Source organism: Streptomyces sp. NPDC003011 (genome assembly GCF_053591515.1).
Genome location: NZ_JBSFTY010000002.1, coordinates 219,539 through 243,873, shown reverse-complemented (window position 1 = coordinate 243,873; position 24,335 = coordinate 219,539). Strand labels below are relative to the sequence as shown.

Here is a 24,335-nt window from a genome sequence, read left to right as displayed (position 1 = left end):
GTTCGTAGCGGCGTATGACCCGGCCGGTTGCGCGGTCCAGATGCGCGAGGCGGGCCAGGCCGAATCGGGTCAGCACGCGGTGCACGGTCGAGGGCACCAGCCGCAGTAGGTGTGCGATGCGGGCCGGGCCCCACCGTCGCAGGATGCGGACCTTGATGATCCGGCGCTCGGTGCGGGTCGGGGTCCGGTGTGGGCTTTGGTGCGGGCGGGAGGAGCGGTCGCACATCCCGGCCTCGCCGAACTGCCGGTATCGGTCGGCCCATCGCTGGGCGGTGGTCGGCGAGACCTGGAAGCGTTCCGCAGCGCGTCTGAGGGGCCAGTTGTCCTCGACCACGCAGCGGGCCAGACGCAGGCGGCCCATCTCGGTCAAGGGTGCATTACGGTGGGGCACGAGGGCCTTTCTGTTGCTGGTGCAGATGTCGCAATCCACACCAGGCCAGAAGGCCCTCACCCATTTCAAGATCGATCAGCCGTGAGCCCTGTCACCGTCCACAACCTCCCGGGACAGAACACCTAGGGCAGGGCCGGTCCCCCGTACGATGCCGTCGGCAGCCCCGCCGCCCGCGCCGCCGTACGCAGCACCTCCCGCAGCATCGCGGGCGTGAGCCGGCCGGTGAAGGTGTTGCGCTGGCTGACGTGGAAGCAGCCGAAGAGGTCCAGGCCGTCGAGCCGCACGTGGGCGCCGTGGGCGAAGGCGGGGCGAGGCCGGGGCACCTTCCAGCCCGCCTCGGCGAACGCCGGCAGCGCGGCCTGCCAGCCGAAGGCACCCAGGACGACCACGGCCCCGAGGGTCGGCCGGAGCAGGTTCAGTTCCTGGACGAGCCAGGGTCGGCAGGTGTCCCGCTCCTCGGGGGTGGGCTTGTTGGCGGGCGGGGCGCAGTGCACGGGCGAGGTGACGCGCACGCCGTACAGCTCCAGGCCGTCGTCGGCGGTCGCCGAGGTGGGCTGCGAGGCGAGGCCCACGTCGTACAGCGCCTCGTACAGCACGTCTCCGGAACGGTCGCCGGTGAACATCCGGCCGGTGCGGTTCCCGCCGTGCGCGGCCGGGGCGAGGCCCACGATCAGCAGCCGGGCGTCGGGCGGGCCGAAGCCCGGTACCGGCCGGCCCCAGTACGTCCAGTCGGCGAAGGCGGCGCGCTTGGTGCGGGCCACCTCCTCGCGCCAGGCGACCAGCCGAGGACAGGCCCGGCACCCCGCGATCCGCCCGTCAAGCCCGTCGAGCCCGTCAAGCCCGTCGAGCCCGGAACGTCCGCTGGTGTCCATGCCTCCACCGTACGGAAGCCCAGGGCTCCGCCCCCACGCCGGTGCACCGGGAAGCCTCACCTCAGCCCTCGCCCGCACCGGCCCACCCGGAACCTGCGGGGCGGCTCCGCCCGTCCACGCGGAAAAGCCACCTGAGCCGCCCGGCCGAGGGGACTAAGGTCGGAAGCATGGCTGTGGAGCACACGGACGACGAGAAGACGAGCGGGACGAACAGGACCAGCGGGGCCAGCGGGGCCAGCAGGGCGACCGGGGCGGGCAGCCCTCGCGAGAACAGCGGCTCCGCCGGACCTGCCGGCTCCGCCGGATCCGGCGCGTCCGCCAGGTCCCGTGACTCCGGCAGGTCCCGTGACTCCGGCAGGCCCGGTGGATCCAGCACGGCCGGCCGGTCCGGCGAAGGCACCCACACGGCAACAACCGGCACCGATGAGACCGCCCCCGAACCACCCGGAGCCGAAGCCCCCCGTGCCGGAGCAACCGTCCCGGCCGCCGACCCCGAGAACGCGGACGTGGACCCCAAGGACGTGGACCCCAAGGTCGCCGCCGCTGTGGCCGCCGCCGAGGCGGCCGGTCCGCAGAACGGCCAGTCCGTGCGCCTCGACAGCTGGATCTGGGCGGTCCGGCTGGTCAAGACCCGCTCCATGGGAGCCACCGCCTGCCGAGGCGGCCATGTCCGGGTGAACGGCGAGCGGGTGAAGCCCGCCTACTCCGTGCGCGTCGGCGACGAGGTACGGGTACGGCAGGAGGGCCGGGAGCGGATCGTCGTCGTCAAGCGGCTGCTCCGCAAGCGGGTCGGCGCCCTGGTGGCCGCCCAGTGCTATGTCGACAACAGCCCGCCGCCCCCGCCCCGCGAGGCCGTCGCCCCGGCCGGCATCCGGGACCGCGGTGCGGGCCGCCCGACCAAGCGCGACCGCCGCGAGCTGGAACGCCTGCGGGGACTGCCGGGAGGCACCCGGCCCGAGGAACCCTGACCCCGGCCCCAGGTCGGACCCCGCGCACACCGACCATGCCGGTGACGGCGGTGACGGCAGCGGTGGCGGTGGCGGTGGCGGTGGCGGTGGCGGCCGGACAACAAGCCAGCACGGGGGACACCGCTTCTCAGCCCTGTCGCCGCACCCACCGCAGCAGCTGAGCGTTGCTGTCCCGCCGCGCCCAAGCGATCAGGGCGAGCGGCACGATCAGGATCAGCGGCGTCGCCGCGTTCTCCCCGTCGAAGGCGGTGACCGTCACGATGAACGCGCCCACCATCAGCGCGCTCAGCGCCACGGCCGCCACCGACTGCAGCATCGGGATCAACAGCGCGATCCCGCCGGCCAGTTCGAGGACTCCGATGGCGTACATGCCCGCACTGCCCCAGCCCAGCTCGTCGAAGCCCTCGGCGGCCGAGGGGTGCGCGATCAGCTTGGGCAGCGCGCTCGCGATCACGAAGAAGAGGGCGAGCAGCACCTGAAGGCCGCGCAGGGCGATCCGGGCACGGCGCCCGCGGGCGGTCGCGGACTCGGCGACGACGGTGCCGGAGGAGCCGGAGGCGGGGACGGGAGCGGTGGTCTCGGACATCGGGGTCTCCTGGGTGAAGCGGTCCGTGTGCTGTCACAAGGACAGACCGACGCACGATGCCGAACTCATCGCCGTCCGGCGAACAACTCGCTGTGGATCACGGGGCAATACGCCTAGGCCGCGGGAACGGCCCGCACCCACGTCCCGTCCGCCGTCAGGTAGCGGTCCACCCGCAGCCCCGCCTCCGACAGTGCCTCCTCGAACTGTTCCCGCGTCAGCGGACGGGCCCGGAACGTCTGGGTCCAGCTCGCGTCCGGGAACTCGTACTCCGCACGCACCTCGTGGACTCCGTCGCCGAGCGGCTCCGACGAGGCGATCCGTACGGTGAAGCCGCTGGGGTCGACCCGCTCGCGCGGCACGTTCGTGTGGTAGTCCTCGCCCTCGCGTTGGACGAGTACGCAGCCGTCCCGCGCGACATGCCGGGCACAGGTGTGCAGCAGCGCCTGCCGTATCCGGACGTCTGCGGTGTGCACCAGGAACGACGCGAGCATCACCACGTCGAACGTCTCGTCCAGGTGGAGGTCCTCGATGGGGCCGCGTATCGTGCGCGCTCCGCGGACGCGCTCCAGCATCTCGGCGGACTCGTCCACCGCCGTGACCGTGAAGCCCCGCTCCAGCAGGGGGTGGGTCATCCGCCCGACGCCGCTGCCCAGTTCCAGGATGCGCGCCCCCGCCGGCACGGCCCCGGTGATGATGTCCGGCTCCGGACCCACGGGGAGCCGCGCGTAGAACTCGACCGCACAGCCGTCCGGGGTGATCGCCCCGGGCCCCGTCCCCTCATGTCCCGTTCGCATGTTTCGCTTCATGCCCGTCCAACGGCCCGCATCCGCACGCCCGTTCCCACCCGGCTCCCGGTTCACCCGTCCGAGTTACAGCGGGAACCAGCCGTGCCCGATGTACCAGTGGCCGCCCGCCCGCAGATGGTCACCGACGGCCCGCTCCACGGACGTGCGGCGAGGCAGGCTCTCCACGGCGGACTCCGGGTCCCCGAACACGAATTGGACGGGTTCCGTGTCCGACGGCTCGGTGTCCTCCCGGGCGACCCGGAAGCGCTCCTGGAACCGGACGATGTGGGAGTCCTCGGGCAGGTACCGCTGCAACTGCGGGTCGAGCAGCCAGGAGTGGCACAGCGCGGCCCGGTACTTCTCCTCGGGGTGGTGGCGTGCGAAGAACGCGTCGGCCAGCGCCAGCGAGCGGTCGCAGGCGGCCGGGGACAGCGGGCCGAGGAAGTCGGGGATGTGGAGGTTCAGGCAGGGCGTGCCGAGCGCGATGTCCAGTCCGGCCGGCGCGAGCATCCGCGCCGTACGCTGCCCGTGCCGCGTCCGCTCGAACTGCAGTCTGCCGAGCTGGTACAGCTCGCCCCGGAAGTGGTGGGTGAGCCAGCGCGGCGCCTGCACGCCCGCCCGGCCGTGGCGCCTGCGGTACACGGCCATGTTCCGGCCGAGGTCGGCGAGGGTGCGCCGGGAGACCTCGGCGGGGACGCCGCGCTCGCGGTGGTGGGCGAGGGTGTGGGGCAGCGCCGCCACGAACACGTACGCGGGAAAGCAGCGCCGCAGGGCGCCGGACGCCCAGTCGAGCTCGGGCAGGTCGACCGTGCCGCGGATCTCGCCCATGTCCCGGACGAGCTCCTCGACCGACGCCTCCAGGAACCGCAGCAGCTCGGGGTCGTCCGTGACCCGTCGGCCCATCCGGACGAGTGCGTCGATGTCCTCGTGCGGCACGGCCAGGTCCAGCAGCACCTCGGCCAGCTCGTCGGCATCCGGAAGCACGCGGTGACCCCCTGTCCGGACTCCTGGGTGGACGTCCGTTCCGAAGGGTACGTTGCAAGGTGGAGTAGTGATCCGGATGCGTACGGGCAGTGAACCGAGGACCGCGCGCAGTGCGCTGCGCGCGCGGTTCTGGCTGAGCGTGTGGGGCCTGATCTGGGCGACCGCCGGTACGGCCGCGTTCGCCCTGGCCGGACACCCGGGGTGGGCCATCGCCTGTGGGGTGCTGTGGCTGGTGATCACGGTCGACCTGGCCCTCGTCATCAGGCACATCCGCCAGGGACCGCACTACCAGCCGGGGCCCGGCATCCCGCCGTACCCGCCCCCGGAGAACCGTCACCGTTAGCCGACGCCGACGGACGGCCGAAGGCTCGCCGGCCGCTCCCCCAGCCGCTCCGCCGGCCCCGCCCTGCCCCGTAGGCGACGCCTCGCCGCCTCCGGGGCTCTCCCTCACGACTCGAAGCGGGCCGCCTTCAGGAACTCCGGCTTCGGATCCAGCGCGGCGGCCAGGCGGAAGTGGCGCCGGGCCTCGTCGGGCCGGCCCTGACGCTCGTAGGTCCGGGCGAGCGCGAAGTGCGCGAACGCGTTGTCGGGCTCGCGCTCCAGCACGATGGTGAACTCCAGCTCGGCGGGCCTCAGCTGCGCGGCCGCGAAGAAGGACCGCGCGCGCAGCAGCCTGGCAGCGGTGTTCTCCGGGTGGGCGGCGATCACCGAATCGAGCAGCTTCACCGCGCCGCGCGGGTCCCGGGCGGCGAGCAACTGCTCGGCGGCACGGAAGTCGATGACATGCGTCTCCGGAGTACGTCCGGTCGATCCGCTGGTCTCGGGCACGGCACAATCCTTCCCTCTCTGCAAGGGTTCAACGCCCGGACCGGGGAGCGCTATTCCTGAGGGGCCCGAGGCGCGTGGGCTCTGAGCATCAGGTCGGCCCATACCTCCCGCACGCGTCGCCGCAGGTCGTCCAGGGGTACGTCGTTGTCGATGACGATGTCCGCGATCTCCAGGCGCTTCTCGCGTGTCGCCTGGGCGGCCATGCGCGCGCGGGCGTCCGCCTCGGTCATGCCGCGCAGCCCGACGAGGCGGTCGAGCTGGGTCGTGGGGCTCGCGTCGACGACGACCACGACGTCGTACAGCGGGGCGAGGCCGTTCTCCGTGAGGAGCGGGACGTCGTGGACGACGACGGCGTCCTCGGCGGCGGCGGTTTCCAGCTCGCGGGAGCGGGCGCCCACCAAGGGGTGGACGATCGAGTTCAGGACGGCGAGCTTGTCGGGGTCGGCGAAGACGATCGAGCCGAGCCGGGGCCGGTCCAGGCTGCCGTCGGCCGTCAGCACGTCCGGGCCGAAGGCCTCGACGACCGAGGCGAGGCCGGGCGTCCCGGGCGCGACGACCTCGCGTGCGATCCGGTCGGCGTCGATCAGTACCGCACCGCACTCCACGAGCAGTCGTGACACCTCGCTCTTACCGGCGCCGATACCGCCGGTCAGGCCCACTTTCAGCATGGGCCGAAGCTTAGGGCCTGCCACTGACAACGGTCCCGGCGGGACTCAGCCGTCGCCCTCCCGCTCCGCCAGGAAGCGTTCGAACTCGCGGCCGATCTCGTCCGCCGAGGGAATCTCGACGGGCTCGGCGAGCATGTTGCCGCGGGTCTCGGCGCCCGCGGCGGCGTCGTACTGGTGCTCAAGGCCCTGGACGAGCGCGACGAGATCCTCGTCGCCCTCCTGGATCTGCCGGTCGATCTCGGTCTGCGTGCGGTGGGCGTCCGTGCGCAGGGCGTGCGCGATGCCCGGCAGGACCAGACCGGTGGCCGCCGTGATGGCCTCCAGGACGGTCAGTGCCGCGTCCGGGTACGGGGAGCGGGCGATGTAGTGCGGCACGTGCGCGGCGACGCCCAGGACGTCGTGGCCGGCCTCCATGAGGCGGTACTCGACCAGGGCCTCGGCACTGCCGGGCACCTGGGCCTCCTCGAAGGGGCTGCGGTGGCCGGGGACGAGGTCGTTGCGGTTGCCGTGCGGGGTGAGGCCCACCGGGCGGGTGTGCGGGACGCCCATGGGGATGCCGTGGAAGTTCACCGACAGGCGGACGCCGAGCCGCTCCACGATCTGCTGGACGGCCGCGGAGAAGCGCTCCCACTCCACGTCCGGCTCGGGGCCCGACAGCAGCAGGAAGGGCGCCCCGGTGGCGTCCTGGACCAGTCGCACCTCAAGGGCGGGGTCCTCGTACTCGGCCCAGCGGTCGCGCTTGAACGTCAGCAGGGGACGGCGGGCGCGGTAGTCCACCAGCCGGTCGTGGTCGAAGCGGGCGACGACCTGATGGGGCAGCGAGTCGAGCAGCCGGTCGACGATCTGGTCGCCGGTCTCGCCCGCGTCGATGTACCCGTCGAAGTGGTAGAGCATGACAAGTCCGGCCGACTCCTGGGCGAGCGCCATGTCGACCACGGCGAGGCCCTTCGGCTCCCATGCGTACAAACCCTGCGGATCAAGCACTGTGACCGCTCCTCCTCGTGTTCGTACTCCACAACGCGGCGCAGGACGTGGGCATTCCCGCCCGCACTCCTGATCAGGCTTCTCTTACTGGCCTTTCATGCGCCGCACCGGCGCGTCACCGGTCCGCACGCGAGCGTGCGGAGGCGTCACCGTGGTGACCGCGTCACGTCGCCAGCACGCGCGCGTGCAGCGCGGCCACGGCGTTGCGCGCGTGGAGGTGAACAGTGGAGGTGAACATCCGGGCTGCCAGGCGTCGGTGTGGCTGAGCCAGTCCCCCACGAAGCAGACGCGCCCGGTGGCTCGTTCAGCGGCCTGCAGCCTGACGTCGTCGGGACCGCCGGGCGTGTCGTGCCGGACGGCCTCCAGATGGGGCGTCTGGGGAGTCGTCCGGGAAGTCGACGAGGCGCTCCTTGCCGTCGGCCGTCAAGTCCCCTCCCACCGCGCCCTTCTCGGTGGCCTTGGCGAGCAACTCGGAGACACGGCCGCAGACATCGGCCGTCGCGGTGCGGTACCGCACCGCGGCGTCATACCGGCGGACCCGTCGCAGGGGTACGCGTCCGCGTCGATGTTGGTGAACACCTCGATGGGCACGCCGGGCTCGCGGCCCCTCTCCGGTCATGAATGACCGGGGAAGCCTCCTCATGGCCGGTTACGGGCCGTCAGTTACTCGTGCATCCCGCATGTCTCCGTACAGACCGAGGGGCCGTACCCCGAAAGGTACGGCCCCTCAGCTAGCGGCTAGGCCTCAGCGGCAAGCGTTGTTCAGCTCTGGCCGCCGGCCAGCTTCTCGCGCAGCGCGGCAAGCGCCTCGTCCGAGGCCAGCGCACCGGAGGTGTCGGCGCCCTCGGAGGAGTACGAACCACCGCCGCCGCCGCCACCGGACGCGGCCGGAGCCGGACCCGCGACGTCGACACCCTCTGCAGCGGCCTTCTCGTCCGCTTCGCGGGACTTGATGACCTGCTGCTGGTGTTGCTCGAAGCGGGACTGCGCCTCGGCGTACTGGCGCTCCCACTCCTCGCGCTGCTTCTCGTACCCCTCGAGCCAGTCGTTGGTCTCGGGGTCGAAGCCCTCGGGGTAGATGTAGTTGCCCTGGTCGTCGTACGACGCGGCCATGCCGTACAGCGTCGGGTCGAACTCGACCGAGGCCGGGTCGGAACCGAAGGACTCGTTGGCCTGCTTGAGGGACAGCGAGATCCGGCGACGCTCGAGGTCGATGTCGATGACCTTGACGAAGATCTCGTCGTTGACCTGGACGACCTGCTCCGGGATCTCCACGTGGCGCTCGGCCAGCTCGGAGATGTGGACCAGGCCCTCGATGCCCTCGTCCACGCGGACGAACGCACCGAACGGAACCAGCTTCGTGACCTTGCCGGGCACGACCTGGCCGATCTGGTGGGTCCGGGCGAACTGCTGCCACGGGTCTTCCTGGGTCGCCTTCAGCGACAGGGAGACACGCTCGCGGTCCATGTCGACGTCGAGGACCTCGACGGTGACTTCCTGGCCGACCTCGACAACCTCGGAGGGGTGGTCGATGTGCTTCCAGGAGAGCTCCGAGACGTGGACCAGTCCGTCGACGCCACCCAGGTCCACGAAGGCGCCGAAGTTGACGATCGAGGAGACGACGCCGGAACGGACCTGACCCTTCTGGAGGGTCGTGAGGAAGGTCTGGCGGACCTCGGACTGGGTCTGCTCGAGCCAGGCACGGCGGGACAGGACCACGTTGTTGCGGTTCTTGTCCAGCTCGATGATCTTGGCCTCGAGCTCCTTGCCCACGTAGGGCTGGAGGTCGCGGACACGGCGCATCTCGACGAGGGAAGCCGGCAGGAAGCCACGGAGGCCGATGTCGAGGATGAGACCACCCTTGACGACCTCGATGACGGTACCGGTGACGATGCCGTCCTCTTCCTTGATCTTCTCGATGGTGCCCCAGGCGCGTTCGTACTGGGCGCGCTTCTTCGAGAGGATCAGGCGGCCTTCCTTGTCCTCCTTCTGGAGAACAAGGGCTTCGATCTCGTCACCGACGGCGACGACCTCGTTGGGGTCGACGTCGTGCTTGATCGAGAGCTCGCGGCTCGGGATGACACCTTCGGTCTTGTAACCGATGTCGAGCAGGACCTCGTCCCGGTCGACCTTCACGATGACGCCGTCGACGATGTCGCCGTCGTTGAAGTACTTGATCGTCTCGTCGATCGCGGCGAGGAAGGCTTCCTCGTTACCGATGTCGTTGACCGCTACCTGCGGAGTGGTAGAGGTGGTCTCGGTGCTGCTCGTCATGTGGGAAAGGGCTCCGGTACGGACAGTGAGTCGTAGGTACTGCTTACGCCGGGAGCCCGTTTCGCTCTGCAGAAGCCGGACAGCCAAGGAAGCGCCACACAAAACCACTGGTGGCGCCTCGACAACCGAGGGGACATACAACAGATGCGAGCGCAGCCTGCTACGTCTGAGGAGCGCAGGCCCGCAGCGCAACTTGTAGCATACGGGGGCAGCCGAGCAGGGTCAATGCGCGAAGGCACCCACCCGGGGCGGATCGCCGCATACCCGGCACAAAACCTGTCGCACGAGGCCACGCGGGCCCGACGGCGCCCCATTCGTGACGTCCACCGCCGGCAGGTCGGACGGAAGAGCCCGCAGACTAATACGAGGGAGCCGGTCATCCAAGAGCCCGAAGCGTCCGAGCCGGAAGCCACCCGGCGTGCGGCCGACGTCACCGAGAGTTCCCGGGCCAACCGGGGCTGGTGGGACCGCAACGCGGACGAGTACCAGGTCGAGCACGGCACGTTCCTCGGGGACGACCGTTTCGTGTGGGGTCCCGAGGGACTCGACGAGGTGGAGGCCGAGCTGCTGGGCCCGCCGGAGGAACTGAAGGACAAGCGTGTCCTGGAGATCGGCGCCGGCGCGGCCCAGTGCGCGCGCTGGCTCGCCGCGCAGGGGGCCCGTCCGGTCGCCCTGGACATCTCCCACCGCCAGCTCCAGCACGCGCTGCGCATCGGCGGGTCGTTCCCCTTGGTGTGTGCCGACGCGGGCGCGCTGCCCTTCGCGGACGGCTCCTTCGACCTGGCCTGCTCGGCGTACGGGGCGCTGCCCTTCGTCGCCGACCCGGTGCTGGTCCTGAAGGAGGTGCGCCGGACGCTGCGTCCGGGCGGCCGTTTCGTCTTCTCGGTGACGCACCCGATCCGCTGGGCGTTCCCGGACGAGCCCGGCCCTGAGGGGCTGTCCGTCGCCGCCTCGTACTTCGACCGCACCCCCTACGTCGAGCAGGACGACGAGGGCCGCGCGGTGTACGTCGAGCACCACCGGACGATCGGTGACCGGGTGCGTGACGTGGTGGCCGGGGGGTTCCGCCTCGTCGACCTGGTCGAACCGGAGTGGCCGGCCTGGAACACCGCCGAGTGGGGCGGCTGGTCACCGTTGCGCGGAAACCTGATCCCGGGCACGGCGATCTTCGTGTGCGAGCGGGACTGACCTGGGCGAGCGGGCGTTCGCCCGGGACCGGCGGACCTTCGGGCGGTAGTGAGCGGTACTGCGGACCGGCGGTACTGAGCGGTACTGAGCGGTACTGAGCGGTACTGAGGTACTGATGGAACGCACGCGCGCGTAGGGGCCTCTTGCCCGGCGTACGACACTGGGGGCGTGATCCGTTACGACGCTCTGGACGCCCTTCCCGTACGCGGTGCCCTGCCCGGGCTGCGCGACGCCCTGGCGGGCCACGGCACCGCCGTGCTCGTCGCGCCGCCCGGTACCGGCAAGACCACGCTGGTGCCGCTGGCGCTGGCGGGGCTGCTGGGCGAGGGGCCCGCGCGGCGGGTGGTCGTCGCCGAGCCGCGGCGGATCGCGGCCCGCGCCGCGGCGCGCCGGATGGCGTGGCTGCTGGGCGAGAAGGTCGGCGAGAGCGTCGGGTTCACCGTGCGCGGGGAGCGGGTGGTCGGGCCCCGCGCGCGCGTGGAGGTCGTCACGACCGGGGTGCTGTTGCAGCGCGTGCAGCGGGACCCGGAGCTGGCCGGGGTCGACGTGGTGGTGCTGGACGAGTGCCACGAGCGGCACCTGGACGCGGACACGGCGGCGGCGTTCCTGTGGGACGTGCGCGAGACACTGCGGCCGGAGCTGCGGCTGGTGGCCGCGTCGGCCACCACGGACGCGGCCGGCTGGGCGCGGCTGCTGGGCGGGGCGCCGGTGGTGGAGGCCGCGGGCGTCTCGTATCCGGTGGAGGTGGTGTGGGCGCCGCCGACGCGCCCGGTACGGCCGCCGCACGGGATGCGGGTCGATCCGATGCTGCTGACGCACGTGGCGTCGGTGGTGCGGCGGGCGCTGGCCGAGCGGACGGGGGACGTGCTGTGTTTCCTGCCGGGGGTGGGTGAGATCGTCCGGGTCGCCGGACAGCTGGGCGGCCTCGGCGGGGTGGACGTGCTCCAGGTGCACGGGCGGGCGCCGGCGGCCGTGCAGGACGCCGTGCTGGCTCCCGCCGAGCGGCGCCGGGTGGTGCTGGCGACCTCGGTGGCCGAGTCGTCGCTGACGGTTCCCGGGGTGCGGGCGGTCGTCGACTCGGGGCTGGCGCGGGAGCCGCGGGTGGACCACGCGCGCGGACTGAGCGCGCTGACGACGGTACGGGCCTCGCAGGCGGCGGGGCGGCAGCGGGCGGGGCGGGCCGGACGCGAGGCGCCGGGGGCGGTGTACCGGTGCTGGACGGAGGCGGAGGACGCCCGTCTGCCGCGTTTCCCGTCCCCGGAGATCAAAGTGGCCGACCTGACGGCGTTCGCCTTGCAGGCGGCCTGCTGGGGCGATCCGGACGCGTCCGGGCTGGCGCTGCTGGATCCGCCGCCGGGCGGGGCGATGGCGGCGGCCCGGTCGGTCCTGACGGCCGTCGGGGCGGTCGACCTCGCCGGGCGGGCCACGGAGCGGGGGATCCGGCTGGCCCGGCTCGGGCTGCATCCGCGGCTGGGGCGGGCGTTGCTGGACTCGGCCCCCTTGGTGGGTGCGGAACGGGCCGCCGAGGTGGTCGCGCTGCTCAGCGAGGAGGCGCCGCGGGAGTACGGGGACGATCTGGCCGCCGCTGTGCGGGCGGCACGGCGCGGGGGTGACGCCTACGGAGCACGGTGGCGGGCGGAGGTGCGGCGGCTGCGGGCCGTCGCCACGGAGTTCCCCGCCCGCCCGTCGGGTGCGTGGGCGGGCGCGGGTGAGGACAGCGCCGTCGGGCTCGTGGCCGCTCTCGCGTTCCCCGAGCGGGTCGCCCGGGTCGACGGCGGGTCGTATCTCATGGTCTCCGGGACGCGTGCCGAGGCCGGTGACGCCACCCGGCTGCGCGGGGCTGACTGGATCGCCGTGGCCGTCGCCGACCGGCCGGTCGGGAAGGGGCACGCGCGTGTGCGGCTCGGGGCCGTGGTGGACGAGGAGGTCGCCCGGCTGGCGGCGGGGTCGCTGGCGGAGGTGCGGGACGAGGTGCACTGGGCCGACGGGGACGTCGTCGCCCGGCGGGTCGAGCGGCTGGGGGCCGTGGAGCTGGCGGTGCGTCCGCTGCGCGACGCCGGCGCCGGGCTCGTACGGAACGCGCTGCTCGAAGGGTTGCGGCAGGAAGGGTTCGGGCTGCTGCGGTGGTCGGCCGAGGCGGTCGTCCTGCGGCAGCGGCTCGCCTTTCTGCGGCTGCGGCGCGGGGAGCCGTGGCCCGACGTGTCCGACGACGCGCTGCACGCGCGCGTGGACGAGTGGTTGGAGCCCGAGCTGGGCCGGGCCCGCAGGCGCGCCGACCTCGCCCGGATCGACGCCGGTGCGGGTCTCACGCGCCTGCTTCCCTGGGCCTCGGGGGACGCCGCACGGCTCGACGAGCTGGCGCCCGAGCGGATCGCCGTACCGAGCGGGTCCAGGGTCCGGATCGACTACGGCGACCCGGAGCAGCCGGTGCTGGCCGTCAAGTTGCAGGAGATGTTCGGGTTGCAGGAGTCGCCCCGGGTCGCCGGGGTGCCGCTGCTCGTCCACCTGCTCTCCCCCGCCGGGCGGCCCGCCGCGGTCACCGCCGACCTCGCCTCCTTCTGGAAGGACGGCTACAAGGGCGTACGGGCGGAGTTGCGCGGCCGGTATCCGAAGCATCCGTGGCCCGAGGACCCGGCGACCGCCGAGCCGACGCGGTACACCAACGCCCGGCTCAGGCGGTGACCGGTTTCGGTTCCGTGGTGGCGGCGGAGGCCGGGTCGCCGGGGTGGCGGCCGCGGGCCTCCAGGTAGAGGGAGAGGGACAGCAGCAGGACACCGAGGATCAAAAAGCCCCAAGGCAGGTACGACGTCAGCAGCAGGATCAGGGTGCGGTGGGACGTGACCAGGTCGACGGTGTGGTCGATGTAGTCCTCGCGCATCTTCACGTGGCCGGCGAACGCCGTCACCTTGTCCCGGTCGCCGAGCAGGGTGCCGCCGCGCAGTTCCTCCCGGTGGATCTCCTCGCCGTAGACGGGGGCGCCGGTCAGGGGTTCGACCCAGAACTTGCGGACCGTGGTGTACCAGCGGGTCGTGCCGGTCTCGGCGACCGACTCGCGGGTGACGCCCCCGACGGGCATGGTCCTGGGGAACGGCACCTTGGTCCAGGGGATGGTCTGCTCGAAGTAGTAGACCTCGACGCCCCGGAAGTCCTGGGTGCCCCGGTAGTGGATGGGGGCCGTCACGCGGGCCTGCGCGTCGAAGTACTCGTAGTCCCGTCTCTCCGTCAGGAACGGCCACTTGAACTCGATGCCCTCCCGCTTGACCGGGTCGCCGTCGACCATCTCGCCGGTGGCGTGGACGGGTTGCTGGGTGTGGGCGTCGAAGATGTACCGCTCGGGGATCTTGGAGACCATCCGGCCGTCGGGGCCCTGGACGTAGGACAGGCCGTCCCAGACCACGACGTCCCGGCCGGCCGTCTCCTCGATCCGCTCGGAGGCCTCGACGTTGCCCCTCAGCGTCTGCACGACGGTGACCTCGGGGACCTTCCTCGCCTTCATCGTGCCGTAGTCGAGCAGGGTGGCGTCCTTCGCCTCCAGGACCATGTCCTGGTACTGGTGCGCCGGGACCTTGGCGAGGCGGGGGTAGGCGTACCAGCGCAGCAGCGGGGACAGCGCCGCGAAGAACACGGCGAGGGCGAGCAGGATCAGGCTGGCCTTGCGGCGCATCTCGGCCTCCCTCCCGGGTGGTTACGGATGTGCGGGCACCGTCGTCAGCAGCGGTTTCGGGGACGTCTTTCCCGTCGGCGCGCTCATGGCCGTGATCGTGAGGACCAGGGCGAGGGCGGCGGCGAGACCGGTCACGGCGGCGATCAGGGCGCGCATGCCTGCCTCCGGGAACTGGGATCGGAAGGGAAACCTCACTGGAACTGATACATCGTCAGGTCCGGCACCGTAGCAACGGGCGGGCGAGATGAGAACACGTCGCGCACGACGGCGGCGCCCCTCCATGGGAAGGGCGCCGCCGTCGTCGTACGGGCAACTGCTAGGCGGAGGGACTCGTGGACGGGCTCGCGGACGGGCTCTGCGACGAGTCCGCGGACGGGCTCGGCGACGGCGTCTCGGCCGCCGCGACGGTCAGCTGGACGTTGAGCGCCGCGCCGCCCGCGGTGGTGATGCGGAGCACGTACGTGCCGGCGGCGTCGTCGGCGTACAGCTTCGGCAGCTTCAGCAGACCGCCGGCATCGGTCTTCAGGCCCGTGAGGGTGCGTACGGCCTTGCCGTTCGCGTCCTTGAAGTAGGGGCCCTTGTCGTTCTCGGTCGCGTCGAGCGCCGACCTGACCAGGGTGGCGGTGGCCGCCACCCTGCCCGCGGCCTCACCGTTGCGCGTGGCCTTCACCTCGACCTGGTCGGCGAACTCGCCGCCCGGGGTGCAGGTCAGCGCGGTGTCGCTGGTGCGGGTGAGGGCGTCGGCGGTGCGCTCGGTGACCGTGGCCGTGTAGTCGACGCCGTCGACCGTGCGGCCGACGACGGTGGCGCGGACGGTGAAGCCGCCCGTCTTCTCACCCGCCCGGAGCGCGGGCGCGACGGCCACGCCGGTGGCGTTGGTGACCACCGTGGCGACGCTCTCGCCGCCGGTGAAGGTGGCGTCGGTGTCGCCGACGACGGTGAAGCGGATCCGGACCTTGGCGACGGCCTCGCCGCCCTTGGTCTCGGCGCGGGTGCTGATCTTCTTGGCGAACGCCTCGCCCGCCGTCGCGGTGAGCTTGGCGGTACCCGCGTCCTCCAGGTGGTCCACCGTGTCGGTGGGGGTCTGGGCGGTGGGCGGCTTGGTGGCCGGCGGCGGGGTGACCGGCGGGGGCGGAGTGGGGCTCTGGGTGCCGCCGCCGGGCTTGCCGGGCTTGCCGGGTTCGGCAGGGTTGCCGGGTTTGTCGCCGGGCTTGCCGGGCTTGGACGCGGCCGGCGGCGACGGCCGGGGGACCACCGCCGGGGTCTCGCCGTCGCTGCTGCCGACGGGCAGGGTGCCCGTGCCGTCCGGGATCTCGTGGGTGCCCTTGCGGTAGTACTCCAGCCACGACAGGACCGTGTTCAGGTACTCCCGCGAGTTGTTGTAGCTGAGGATCGCCCGGTCGAGGTCGGACGGGGTGGACAGGTCCCAGCCGAAGCGGCACAGGTAGTGGCCGGCCGCGAGCGCGGCGTCGTAGATGTTGTTGGGGTTCTTCGTGCCGTCGCCGTTGCCGTCGCGGCCCGCCCACGCCCAGGTGGACGGGATGAACTGCATGGGGCCGACGGCCTGGTCGTACGTGCTGTTGCCGTCGTACGCGCCGTTGTCGGTGTCCTTGATCAGCGCGAAGCCGTTGCCGTCGAGCTGCGGGCCGAGGATCGGGGAGACCGTGGTGCCGTCCGCCGTGACCTTGCCGCCGCGGGCCTGGCCCGACTCGACCCAGCCGATGGCGGCGAGCAGTTGCCAGGGCAGGTTGCAGCCGGGCTTGGACGCCTGGAGCTCGGCCGCGGCCTTCTTGTAGGCGTCGAGGACGGTCGCGGGGATACCCGCCTCGCCCGTCTCCTGGGAGCCGGGGGTGCCGGCGGTCGGCGCGGGGCTGGGAGTGTTGAGCGGCGGCAGGTCCGTGTAGTACTGAGAGTCGGTCGCGCCGTCGTCGGCGGGCACGTCGGGCGAGGTCTCGGCGCCTGCGGTGGCCGGTCTGCCCTGGTCGTCGGCCGTCACCCCCGGAGCCTGAGAGGCGGACAGGGCCGCGACCGCGACCGCGGCCACGGCGGTGGTCGCCGCCCCCTTGCACAGCCTCCTGCCGAATTGCGCCGCCATAGAGTGAACCCTCCCGTGGACGCCCGAGCGCCCGTCTCTGTCTGTCGGTCTCGCTGTGTTGTGACGAACGAACCGCGGTGCGGGTTGCCCTCGTCACGCCCTTATGTGCTCTGTCCGTGTGCTCGGCCGCGCTCCCCGCACGGTGACCCAGGCGACCCTACGACAACTTGCTTTGCGCGGGCACCCGTTCGTGCCCGGATTTCACCAGCCGGCCATGGGTGATGGTGCCCCGAGCGCGGCGGGCCATGTCCCGCATACTGGGCTTCGCCGATCACCGGGCCGCCCGGCCCCTGCCGACGCCTCTCGTGAGGAGCCCCGTTGCCGTTCACTTTGAGCCATGCCGCGGCTGTTCTGCCCGCCGTGCGCAGCGACGGGAGCGGCCGTGGGTCCCTGGTGCCGGCCGTGCTCGTGGCGGGTTCCTTCGCGCCCGACATGACCTACTACGCGGCGAGTGTGGCGTCCGGAGCCATGGAGTTCGGTGAGGTGACCCACTCCTTCCCGGGCGTCTTCACGATCGACGTGCTGGTCGCCTGGGCGCTGGTCGGGCTGTGGCTGCTGGTGCGCGAACCGCTGGTCGCGCTGCTGCCGCGGACACGGCAGGGCAGAGTGGCGGCGCTCCTGCGCTGCGGCGTGCCCCGCGCGCGCGTACGGCCGTCCTCGGTCCTGTGGTGGTACGTGTCCGCCGTGCTCGGTGCGCTGACCCACGTCGTGTGGGACGCGTTCACGCACCTCGACCGGTGGGGGATGCGGCTGTTCCCCGTGCTGGGCGAGAAGGTGGCGGGCTCCCCTTTGTACTGGTACCTCCAGTACGGCGGTTCGGCGGTCGCCGCGGTCGTGATCACGGTGTTCGTGGCCCACGCGCTGCGCCGCGCGCCCGCGACGGCTGTGGCGGTGGGGGTCCCGGCGCTGTCGGTACGGGACCGGTGGTGGGCCGGTGCCGTGATCGGCGGCTGCGCGGTCGTCGCGGCGACGCAGCGGGCGACGCGGTGGTGGGACTACTGGGGCTCCACCGCGAAGCCCTGGGAACTGATCCCGACGCTGTGTTTCGGGGCGGGCGCGGGGCTTGTCCTGGGCGTGCTGCTGTACGCCGTCGGCGTCAGACTGTGGCGACCGGCCCGGGTCTCCCACGACGCGGGCGTGGGCCCCGGGGAGCGAAGCCGGCCGACCGCTCGCTGACACCGGTGCCCGCGGCAACGGCGTGAGCGCCAGAGCGAGATGACTGGCGCGGGGTCTCGCCCTACGGCGTCCCGCTCACGGCCGGCGAGCCGGAGAGGCACGGGGTCCTGTCCACCGGGTCCTGCTCTGTTGGCGTCCCGCTCACGATCGGCCCGACGAGGAGGCACGGGGTCCTGCTCTGTGGCGTCCCGCTCACGATCGGCCGGATGAGGAGGCACGGGGTCCTGTCCCACGACGCCCCACTGACGATCGGCCCGGTGGCCGGTACCGGAGCGCCGCGCCCACGTGCCACAGGCGCGTCGCGAGGCCGGCGGGGAGGCGGGCGACACCGGCCTTACCGGCTCTGCGCAGGGCTGTCCCGAGGAGGGAGGGGAGGGACGGGACGGACGCAAGGGACGGAACGGCGGTGCTTGCCTGGGTGGCTTTACGGAGGGTCGCCTCCAGGTGGAAGGGGATCGAGGCGCCGGCTTCGGTGGTTCTACGGAGGGTCGCCCTGAGGTGGAAGGGCATCGCGGCGGCGGCCTTGGCGGCCGTACGGAGAGGCGTCCCCAGGCCGGCGGGGAGTCGGGCGGTGCTCGCCGTGGCCGCGACGGCCGGGACCGACGGAGGCGACGGGCACTGGGACTGGGACGGGGCCGAGTCGGCGTGCGTCTGTTCCCGCGTCCGTGCGTGGGCCGTCCGGCGGCGGAGCATGCGTATACCCATGCCCGCATCCTTGCGGGAGGGGACAGCGGGGGGCGCCTTCGCGGGGGCCACGCGAGTGACGGACCGTCGGGGAAAGGCGGGGTGGATCGGCCGGGGCCGGTGGGGCGAGCGGGTGCGTGCCAGCTGACGGCGCGGGACGGGTGAGCGTCCGCTCGGACGGGAGGAATGCCTGTCGGCTGGCCCGAGACGATGGGGCGAATGCCTGCCGACTGGCCAGGGACGGGCACCTGCCGGCTGGCGCGGAACGGGTGAGCGTCCGCTCGGATGGGACGGATGCCTGCCGGCTGGCGCGGGACGGGCACCTGCCAGCTGGCCCGGGACGGGCACCTGCCTGCTGGCGCGGGACAGGTGCCGTGCGTCCCTGCCAGGCGGCGGTCGGCCCGTCGGCGCCTCGCGGGGTGGGTTGGACGGGGCGGTCGGGGTGGGGCTGGTGCCCGTCGCACCCCATCGGGCTTCGCCAGTTGGCGCTCAGCCGTTACGGCGCCTTCGCGGGCACCACGCGAGTGGCTGGCCTTCCCGGGGCGGGGCGGGGCGACGGGGCTGTCGCGGGTGGGTGTGCATCGGGCCGTGGCTCCTCGCCGGACGGCGGCCGGACCTGGCTTCCCGCCAGCACGTGGCTGGGCCTGGCTCCCCGCCGGACGGCGGCCGGGCCTGGCTTCCCGCCAGCACGTGGCCGGGGCTGGCTACCCGCCGGACGGCGGCCGGGCCTGGCTTCCCGGCAGCACGTGGCCGGGGCTGGCTACCCGCCGGACGGCGGCCGGGACCTGGCTTGCCGCCAGGCGGCGGTCGGCCGGGGGGCCTGGCGCAGGGCCCCCGGCGGGTCTGTGTGCCGAGGGCCCCGTGGTCACCGGCCCGAGTCGAAGCCGTGCCCCGCCGGGGGCTAGTGCGCCGCTGATTCCCAATCGGGGCCCGAGCCCACCGAGACGTCCAGGGGGGCTCGGAGGTGGACCGCGCCCGCCATCTCCCGGCGGACCAGTTCCTCCACGGTCTCGCGCTCGCCGGGGGCGATCTCCAGGACGATTTCGTCGTGGACCTGGAGCAGCATGCGGGACCTGAGGTCCGCGTCGCGCAGTGCCTTGTCCACGTTCAGCATGGCGATCTTGACGATGTCCGCGGCCGTGCCCTGGATGGGCGCGTTGAGGGCCATGCGCTCGGCCGCCTCACGGCGTTGGCGGTTGTCGCTGTTGAGGTCGGGCAGGTAGCGGCGGCGCCCGAAGAGGGTCGCCGTGTAGCCCGTCGCCCGGGCCTCGTCGACGGCCCGGCGCAGATAGTCCCGTACGCCGCCGAACCGCTCGAAGTACGCGTCCATCAGGGCGCGTGCCTCGGCCGCCTCGATGTTCAGCTGCTGGGAGAGGCCGAACGCCGACAGACCGTACGCCAGGCCGTACGACATCGCCTTGATCTTGCGGCGCATCTCCGCGTCCACCGCGCCCCGCTCGACCCCGAACACCTGCGCGGCGGCCGTGGTGTGCAGGTCCTCGCCGGAGGTGAACGCCTCGATCAGGCCCACGTCCTCGGACAGGTGGGCCATCACCCGCAGTTCGATCTGGCTGTAGTCGGCCGTCATCAGCGACTCGAAGCCGTCGCCCACCACGAAGCCGCGGCGGATCGCCCGGCCCTCGTCCGTGCGGACCGGGATGTTCTGCAGGTTCGGATCCGTGGACGACAGGCGGCCGGTCGCGGCGACCGTCTGGTTGAAGCTGGTGTGGATACGGCCGTCCACGGCGATCGTCTTGATCAGGCCCTCGACGGTGACCCGCAGTTTGGCCTGCTCGCGGTGCCGGAGCATGATCACCGGCAGTTCGTTGTCCGTCTGCGTGGCCAGCCAGGCCAGCGCGTCGGCGTCGGTGGTGTAACCCGTCTTGGTCTTCTTCGTCTTCGGCAGACCGAGCTCACCGAAGAGGACCTCCTGGAGCTGCTTGGGCGAGCCGAGGTTGAAGTCGTGCCCCGCCGCCGCGTGCGCCTCCTTCACGGCCTGCTGCACGGCGCCCGCGAACATCTGCTCCATGGCCTCCAGGTGGGCCCGGTCGGCGGCGATGCCGTGCCGCTCCATCCGGGCCAGCAGGGCGGAGGTGGGCAGCTCCACGTCCCGCAGGAGGTCCGCGGCCCCGACCTCCTGAAGGCGCGTGCCGAAGGCCTCGCCCAGGTCCAGGACGGCGCGGGCCTGGATCATCAGGGCCTCGGCCTCGGCCCCCTCGTCGGTGCCGAAGGCGAGCTGCCCGTCGGCCGCGGCGGCGGGGGCCAGCTCACGGTGCAGGTACTCCAGGGACAGCGCGTCCAGGTCGAAGGAGCGACGGCCCGGCTTGACCAGGTAGGCGGCCAGAGCCGTGTCCATCGTGACGCCGTCGACGGTCCAGCCGTGCTCGGCGAAGACCCGCATCGCGCCCTTGGCGTTGTGGAGGATCTTGGGCCGGCCGGCGTCGGCCAGCCAGCCGGCGAACGCCGTCTCGTCGGCCTCGTCCAGCTGGGAGGGGTCGAACCAGGCGGCCGCTCCCCCGCCCGTGGCGAGCGCGACCTCGGCGACCGAGCCGGCGCCGAGCGCCCAGGTGTCGACCGTGGCCATACCGAGGACCTCGGTGGCGTGCTCGGCGAGCCAGGGGGCCACCTCGCCGGTGCCGAGCACGGTGCCGTCCAGCTCCACGCCGTCCGCGACCACCGGTGTCGTCTCGGCCTCCTCGGCGCCCGGGTCGACGGCCAGCAGCCGCTCCCGCAGCGAGGGATTGCGGATCTCCAGCGTGTCGAGGACCATCGCGAGCGCCTTGCGGTCGTACGGCGCGCGCTCCAGGTCGGCGACCGTCCGGGGCAGCTCCACGGTGCGGACCATCTCGGTCAGCCGCCGGTTGAGCTTGACGGCCTCCAGGTGGTCGCGCAGGTTCTGCCCGGCCTTGCCCTTGACCTCGTCGACGCGCTCGACCAGCTCCGCGAACGAGCCGAACTGGTTGATCCACTTCGCGGCCGTCTTCTCGCCGACGCCCGGGATGCCCGGCAGGTTGTCGGACGGGTCGCCGCGCAGCGCCGCGAAGTCGGGGTACTGGGCGGGCGTCAGCCCGTACTTCTCGAAGACCTTCTCCGGGGTGAACCGGGTCAGCTCGGAGACGCCCTTCGTCGGATACAGCACGGTCGTGTGCTCGCTGACCAGCTGGAAGGAGTCGCGGTCGCCGGTGACGATCAGCACCTCGAAGCCCTCGGCCTCGGCCTGGGTGGCGAGCGTGGCGATGATGTCGTCCGCCTCGAAGCCGTCGACGGCGAACCGCTGCGCGTTCATGGTGTCGAGGAGCTCGCCGATCAGCTCGACCTGCCCCTTGAACTCGTCCGGGGTCTTGGAGCGGTTGGCCTTGTACTCCGTGAACTCCTCGGAGCGCCATGTCTTGCGGGAGACGTCGAAGGCCACCGCGAAGTGCGTGGGCGACTCGTCACGCAGGGTGTTGGCCAGCATCGACGCGAAGCCGTAGATCGCGTTCGTCGGCTGGCCCGTCGCGGTCGTGAAGTTCTCCGCGGGCAGCGCGAAGAACGCGCGGTAGGCCAGCGAGTGCCCGTCCATGAGCATCAGGCGAGGACGGCTGCCGCCGGGGTTGGTGTCGGTCTTCTTCGATGCTGTTTCTGCCACGCCCCCGATCCTGCCACGTGCCACTGACAGTCGGACCCGCCCGCCGCTGACAGTCGGACCCGCCCGCCGCCGACCACCGCCGTCGGCCGCCGCCGTCGCGCGGCGCCGGCCACCGCTGTCGACAGGCTCACGGCGGGCCCCCGACGGGCCCCGGCGCAAGCAATGCTCCTCGTTCCCGCGCCCTCCCGCCCGCGATCGTTGTCGGTGCCGCGTGCGAGGATCGCAGAGGTAGCCGCAGAGGTAGCGCACACGCCAGTGAAGGAGAGCGCCGCGATGGCAACGAAGCCGCCCAAGGCAGATCCGGTCCAGGACGCGCCACAGGTCGCCGAGCCGAAGCACGCGGCGGCGGGAATCCCGGCCATCGGGCACAGCCTGCGCATCGCGCAGCAGCAGATGGGCGTCAGGCGCACCGCGCTGACCCTCCTGCGCGTCAACCAGAAGGACGGCTTCGACTGCCCGGGCTGCGCCTGGCCGGAGCCGGAGCACCGGCACGCGGCGGAGTTCTGCGAGAACGGCGCGAAGGCGGTCGCCGAGGAGGCCACCCTGCGCCGGGTCACCCCGGAGTTCTTCGCCGCGCACTCCGTCGCCGACCTCGCCACCAGGAGCGGCTACTGGCTGGGACAGCAGGGGCGGCTCACCCACCCCGTGTACCTCCCCAAGGGCGGGGCGCACTACGAGCCGGTGACCTGGGAGCGTGCCTTCGACATCATCGCCGAGGAGATCACCGCCCTCTCCTCGCCCGACGAGGCCCTCTTCTACACCTCCGGACGCACCAGCAACGAGGCCGCGTTCCTCTACCAGCTCTTCGCGCGCGAACTCGGCACCAACAACCTGCCGGACTGCTCGAACATGTGCCACGAATCGTCCGGCTCGGCCCTGACCGAGACGATCGGCATCGGCAAGGGCAGCGTGCTGCTCGAAGACCTCCACAAGGCCGACCTGATCATCGTCGCGGGCCAGAACCCCGGCACCAACCACCCGCGCATGCTGTCCGCCCTGGAGAAGGCGAAGGCGAACGGCGCGAAGATCATCAGCGTGAACCCGCTGCCCGAGGCCGGCCTGGAGCGCTTCAAGAACCCGCAGACCCCCAAGGGCCTCACCACCGGCGCCGCGCTCACCGACCTGTTCCTGCAGATCCGCATCGGCGGCGACCAGGCCCTCTTCCGCCTCCTGAACAAGCTGATCCTGGACACCGAGGGCGCGGTCGACGAGCAGTTCGTCCGCGAACACACCCACGGCTACGAGGAGTTCGCGGCAGCGGCCCGCGCCGCCGACTGGGACGAGACGCTCACCGCGACCGGTCTCACGCGCGAGCGGATCGAGGAAGCCCTCGCCATGGTCCTCGCCTCGAAGCGCACCATCGTGTGCTGGGCCATGGGCCTCACCCAGCACAAGCACTCCGTGCCGACCATCCGCGAGGTCGTCAACTTCCTCCTCCTGCGCGGCAACATCGGCCGCCCGGGCGCGGGCGTGTGCCCGGTGCGCGGCCACTCGAACGTGCAGGGCGACCGCACGATGGGCATCTTCGAACGCCCCGCGCCCGCCTTCCTCGACGCCCTGGAGAAGGAGTTCGGCTTCGCGCCCCCGCGCAAGCACGGCTACGACGTCGTCCAGGCCATCCGCGCCCTGCGCGACGGCGACGCCAAGGTCTTCTTCGCCATGGGCGGCAACTTCGTCTCCGCCTCCCCCGACACGGAGGTCACCGAAGCCGCCATGCGCCGGGCCCGGCTGACCGTGCACGTGTCGACGAAGCTCAACCGCTCGCACGCGGTCACCGGCGCGCGTGCGCTCATCCTGCCGACGCTCGGCCGCACCGAACGCGATCTGCAGGGCAGCGGCGAGCAGTTCGTGACCGTCGAGGACTCCATGGGCATGGTGCACGCCTCCCGAGGGCACCTGGAGCCCGCGAGCGCGCACCTGCTGTCCGAACCGGCGATCGTGTGCCGCCTGGCCCGCCGGGTGCTCGGCGAGGCCAGCAAGGTGCCCTGGGAGGAGTTCGAGAAGGACTACGCCACGATCCGCGACCGCATCGCGCGCGTGATCCCCGGCTTCGAGGACTTCAACGCCCGCGTGAGCGACGCCGGCGGCGGCTTCACCCTCCCCCACGCCCCGCGCGACGAGCGCCGCTTCCCGACCGCCACCGGCAAGGCCAACTTCACGGCGGCGCCGGTGGAGTACCCGAAGCTGCCCGCGGGCCGCCTCCTGCTCCAGACGCTGCGCTCGCACGACCAGTACAACACCACGATCTACGGCCTCGACGACCGCTACCGCGGCATCAGGAACGGGCGCCGGGTGGTGCTGGTCAACCCGGAGGACGCGCGGGCGCTCAAGGTGGCCGACGGGTCGTACGTCGACCTGGTCAGCGAGTGGAGGGACGGCGTGGAGCGACGCGCGCCCGGCTTCCGGGTCGTGCACTACCCCACCGCGCGCGGGTGTGCGGCCGCCTACTACCCCGAGACCAACGTGCTCGTCCCGCTGGACGCCACCGCGGACACCAGCAACACCCCGGCCAGCAAGTCCGTCGTCGTCCGTCTGGAACAATCGGCGACCGACTGAGCGT

The 24,335-nt window shown here is 72.4% G+C and carries 19 protein-coding genes; 6 read left to right on the top strand and 13 right to left on the bottom strand.

Going from position 1 to position 24,335, the window contains the following annotated elements; all coding sequences use genetic code 11:
* Positions 1-391: leucine zipper domain-containing protein (locus tag ACWD0J_RS02455; RefSeq protein ID WP_451493846.1), on the bottom strand; the 391-nt coding region annotated here is incomplete at its 3' end.
* A 122-nt stretch (positions 392-513) separates the two neighbouring features.
* The gene (locus ACWD0J_RS02450) at positions 514-1,263 is read right to left on the bottom strand and encodes a uracil-DNA glycosylase (RefSeq protein ID WP_451493845.1); all 750 of its coding nucleotides are present in this window, start codon (positions 1,261-1,263) and stop codon (positions 514-516) included.
* 506 nt (positions 1,264-1,769) lie between these two features.
* On the opposite strand from ACWD0J_RS02450, the gene ACWD0J_RS02445 reads away from it, so the two are divergent.
* On the top strand, positions 1,770-2,231 hold the full coding sequence (locus tag ACWD0J_RS02445; RefSeq protein WP_451493854.1) for an RNA-binding S4 domain-containing protein: 462 nt from the start codon (positions 1,770-1,772) through the stop codon (positions 2,229-2,231).
* Between the two features lie 127 nt (positions 2,232-2,358).
* Here the strand turns inward: ACWD0J_RS02445 and ACWD0J_RS02440 are convergent, their stop codons facing one another.
* From ACWD0J_RS02440 to ACWD0J_RS02430, 3 genes are all read right to left on the bottom strand, one after another.
* Positions 2,359-2,817: a DoxX family protein gene (locus tag ACWD0J_RS02440; RefSeq protein WP_451493844.1), complete on the bottom strand. Its 459-nt coding sequence runs from the start codon at positions 2,815-2,817 to the stop codon at positions 2,359-2,361.
* Between the two features lie 113 nt (positions 2,818-2,930).
* Positions 2,931-3,611, bottom strand: a complete 681-nt coding sequence (locus ACWD0J_RS02435; protein ID WP_451493843.1) for a class I SAM-dependent methyltransferase — start codon at positions 3,609-3,611, stop codon at positions 2,931-2,933.
* Between the two features lie 75 nt (positions 3,612-3,686).
* Positions 3,687-4,586: an acyltransferase domain-containing protein gene (locus ACWD0J_RS02430; RefSeq protein WP_451493842.1), complete on the bottom strand. Its 900-nt coding sequence runs from the start codon at positions 4,584-4,586 to the stop codon at positions 3,687-3,689.
* 76 nt (positions 4,587-4,662) lie between these two features.
* Here ACWD0J_RS02430 and ACWD0J_RS02425 point away from each other — a divergent pair, with 76 nt between their 5' ends.
* Positions 4,663-4,929 (top strand): DUF6343 family protein, encoded by a 267-nt coding sequence (locus ACWD0J_RS02425; RefSeq protein WP_451493841.1) that lies wholly within the window; start codon positions 4,663-4,665, stop codon positions 4,927-4,929.
* Positions 4,930-5,033: 104 nt separating this feature from the next.
* On the opposite strand, the gene ACWD0J_RS02420 is transcribed toward ACWD0J_RS02425, so the two are convergent.
* The 4 genes from ACWD0J_RS02420 to rpsA form a co-directional block, all read right to left on the bottom strand.
* Complete coding sequence (locus ACWD0J_RS02420) at positions 5,034-5,414, bottom strand: tetratricopeptide repeat protein (RefSeq protein WP_399360686.1); 381 nt, start codon at positions 5,412-5,414, stop codon at positions 5,034-5,036.
* A 50-nt stretch (positions 5,415-5,464) separates the two neighbouring features.
* Positions 5,465-6,082 (bottom strand): dephospho-CoA kinase, encoded by a 618-nt coding sequence (gene coaE, locus ACWD0J_RS02415; RefSeq protein WP_451493840.1) that lies wholly within the window; start codon positions 6,080-6,082, stop codon positions 5,465-5,467.
* Between the two features lie 45 nt (positions 6,083-6,127).
* Positions 6,128-7,066 (bottom strand): PAC2 family protein, encoded by a 939-nt coding sequence (locus ACWD0J_RS02410; RefSeq protein WP_451493839.1) that lies wholly within the window; start codon positions 7,064-7,066, stop codon positions 6,128-6,130.
* A 762-nt stretch (positions 7,067-7,828) separates the two neighbouring features.
* Positions 7,829-9,340, bottom strand: a complete 1,512-nt coding sequence (gene rpsA, locus ACWD0J_RS02405) for a 30S ribosomal protein S1 (RefSeq protein ID WP_451493838.1) — start codon at positions 9,338-9,340, stop codon at positions 7,829-7,831.
* A 225-nt stretch (positions 9,341-9,565) separates the two neighbouring features.
* Here rpsA and ACWD0J_RS02400 point away from each other — a divergent pair, with 225 nt between their 5' ends.
* A complete protein-coding gene (locus tag ACWD0J_RS02400) occupies positions 9,566-10,528 on the top strand; it encodes a class I SAM-dependent methyltransferase (protein ID WP_451493837.1) in 963 nt (320 codons plus the stop codon).
* A gap of 168 nt (positions 10,529-10,696) precedes the next feature.
* A complete protein-coding gene (hrpB, locus tag ACWD0J_RS02395) occupies positions 10,697-13,210 on the top strand; it encodes an ATP-dependent helicase HrpB (protein WP_451493836.1) in 2,514 nt (837 codons plus the stop codon).
* Here hrpB and ACWD0J_RS02390 read toward each other — a convergent pair.
* From ACWD0J_RS02390 to ACWD0J_RS02380, 3 genes are all read right to left on the bottom strand, one after another.
* Positions 13,200-14,192 carry a DUF3068 domain-containing protein gene (locus ACWD0J_RS02390; protein ID WP_451493835.1) on the bottom strand — a complete coding sequence of 331 codons (993 nt, stop codon included), beginning with the start codon at positions 14,190-14,192 and terminating at the stop codon, positions 13,200-13,202. The two genes, hrpB and ACWD0J_RS02390, sit on opposite strands and share 11 nt — an antisense overlap.
* Before the next feature lie 21 nt (positions 14,193-14,213).
* Positions 14,214-14,348 (bottom strand): SPW_0924 family protein, encoded by a 135-nt coding sequence (locus ACWD0J_RS02385; protein WP_451493834.1) that lies wholly within the window; start codon positions 14,346-14,348, stop codon positions 14,214-14,216.
* Between the two features lie 160 nt (positions 14,349-14,508).
* Complete coding sequence (locus ACWD0J_RS02380; protein WP_451493833.1) at positions 14,509-16,287, bottom strand: lytic transglycosylase domain-containing protein; 1,779 nt, start codon at positions 16,285-16,287, stop codon at positions 14,509-14,511.
* Positions 16,288-16,605: 318 nt separating this feature from the next.
* On the opposite strand from ACWD0J_RS02380, the gene ACWD0J_RS02375 reads away from it, so the two are divergent.
* Positions 16,606-17,463: a DUF4184 family protein gene (locus ACWD0J_RS02375; protein WP_451493832.1), complete on the top strand. Its 858-nt coding sequence runs from the start codon at positions 16,606-16,608 to the stop codon at positions 17,461-17,463.
* A gap of 1,585 nt (positions 17,464-19,048) precedes the next feature.
* Here the strand turns inward: ACWD0J_RS02375 and polA are convergent.
* Positions 19,049-21,775: a DNA polymerase I gene (gene polA, locus ACWD0J_RS02370; RefSeq protein WP_451493831.1), complete on the bottom strand. Its 2,727-nt coding sequence runs from the start codon at positions 21,773-21,775 to the stop codon at positions 19,049-19,051.
* 273 nt (positions 21,776-22,048) lie between these two features.
* Here polA and ACWD0J_RS02365 point away from each other — a divergent pair, with 273 nt between their 5' ends.
* Positions 22,049-24,331 (top strand): FdhF/YdeP family oxidoreductase, encoded by a 2,283-nt coding sequence (locus tag ACWD0J_RS02365; protein ID WP_451493830.1) that lies wholly within the window; start codon positions 22,049-22,051, stop codon positions 24,329-24,331.
* Positions 24,332-24,335 lie beyond the last annotated feature (4 nt).

Excerpts from the sequence above, each read along its gene's own strand:
- ACWD0J_RS02390 (WP_451493835.1), bottom strand. The coding sequence starts at position 14,192 with ATGCGCCGCAAGGCCAGCCTGATCCTGCTCGCCCTCGCCGTGTTCTTC.
- ACWD0J_RS02380 (WP_451493833.1), bottom strand. The coding sequence starts at position 16,287 with ATGGCGGCGCAATTCGGCAGGAGGCTGTGCAAGGGGGCGGCGACCACC.
- ACWD0J_RS02365 (WP_451493830.1), top strand. The coding sequence starts at position 22,049 with ATGGCAACGAAGCCGCCCAAGGCAGATCCGGTCCAGGACGCGCCACAG.
- ACWD0J_RS02425 (WP_451493841.1), top strand. The coding sequence starts at position 4,663 with ATGCGTACGGGCAGTGAACCGAGGACCGCGCGCAGTGCGCTGCGCGCG.
- ACWD0J_RS02385 (WP_451493834.1), bottom strand. The coding sequence starts at position 14,348 with ATGCGCGCCCTGATCGCCGCCGTGACCGGTCTCGCCGCCGCCCTCGCC.
- ACWD0J_RS02450 (WP_451493845.1), bottom strand. The coding sequence starts at position 1,263 with ATGGACACCAGCGGACGTTCCGGGCTCGACGGGCTTGACGGGCTCGAC.
- coaE (WP_451493840.1), bottom strand. The coding sequence starts at position 6,082 with ATGCTGAAAGTGGGCCTGACCGGCGGTATCGGCGCCGGTAAGAGCGAG.
- rpsA (WP_451493838.1), bottom strand. The coding sequence starts at position 9,340 with ATGACGAGCAGCACCGAGACCACCTCTACCACTCCGCAGGTAGCGGTC.
- ACWD0J_RS02400 (WP_451493837.1), top strand. The coding sequence starts at position 9,566 with ATGCGCGAAGGCACCCACCCGGGGCGGATCGCCGCATACCCGGCACAA.
- ACWD0J_RS02440 (WP_451493844.1), bottom strand. The coding sequence starts at position 2,817 with ATGTCCGAGACCACCGCTCCCGTCCCCGCCTCCGGCTCCTCCGGCACC.
- ACWD0J_RS02435 (WP_451493843.1), bottom strand. The coding sequence starts at position 3,611 with ATGCGAACGGGACATGAGGGGACGGGGCCCGGGGCGATCACCCCGGAC.